Origin of the sequence: Bacillus cereus group sp. BfR-BA-01382 (assembly GCF_022663475.1) — a bacterium.
GTDB lineage: Bacteria > Bacillota > Bacilli > Bacillales > Bacillaceae_G > Bacillus_A > Bacillus_A thuringiensis_S.
Genome location: NZ_JAKUFQ010000405.1, coordinates 1 through 240, shown reverse-complemented (window position 1 = coordinate 240; position 240 = coordinate 1). Strand labels below are relative to the sequence as shown.

The window sequence follows — 240 nt, the reverse complement described above, 5'->3', positions numbered from 1 at the left end:
CAAATGGAGGATTAGCTCAGCTGGGAGAGCACCTGCCTTACAAGCAGGGGGTCGGCGGTTCGATCCCGTCATCCTCCACCATTTAGCCGACTTAGCTCAATTGGTAGAGCATCTGACTTGTAATCAGAAGGTCGAAGGTTCGAATCCTTCATGGCTCACCATTTTAATGAAATATGCGGGTGTGGCGGAATTGGCAGACGCACTAGACTTAGGATCTAGCGCCTTTGGCGTGGGGGTTCG

1 tRNA gene is annotated in these 240 nt (G+C 52.1%); it reads left to right on the top strand.

The features are described 5' to 3' along the window. Positions 1-5: 5 nt before the first annotated feature. Positions 6-81 (top strand) — tRNA-Val (locus tag MR160_RS34505). Positions 82-240 lie beyond the last annotated feature (159 nt).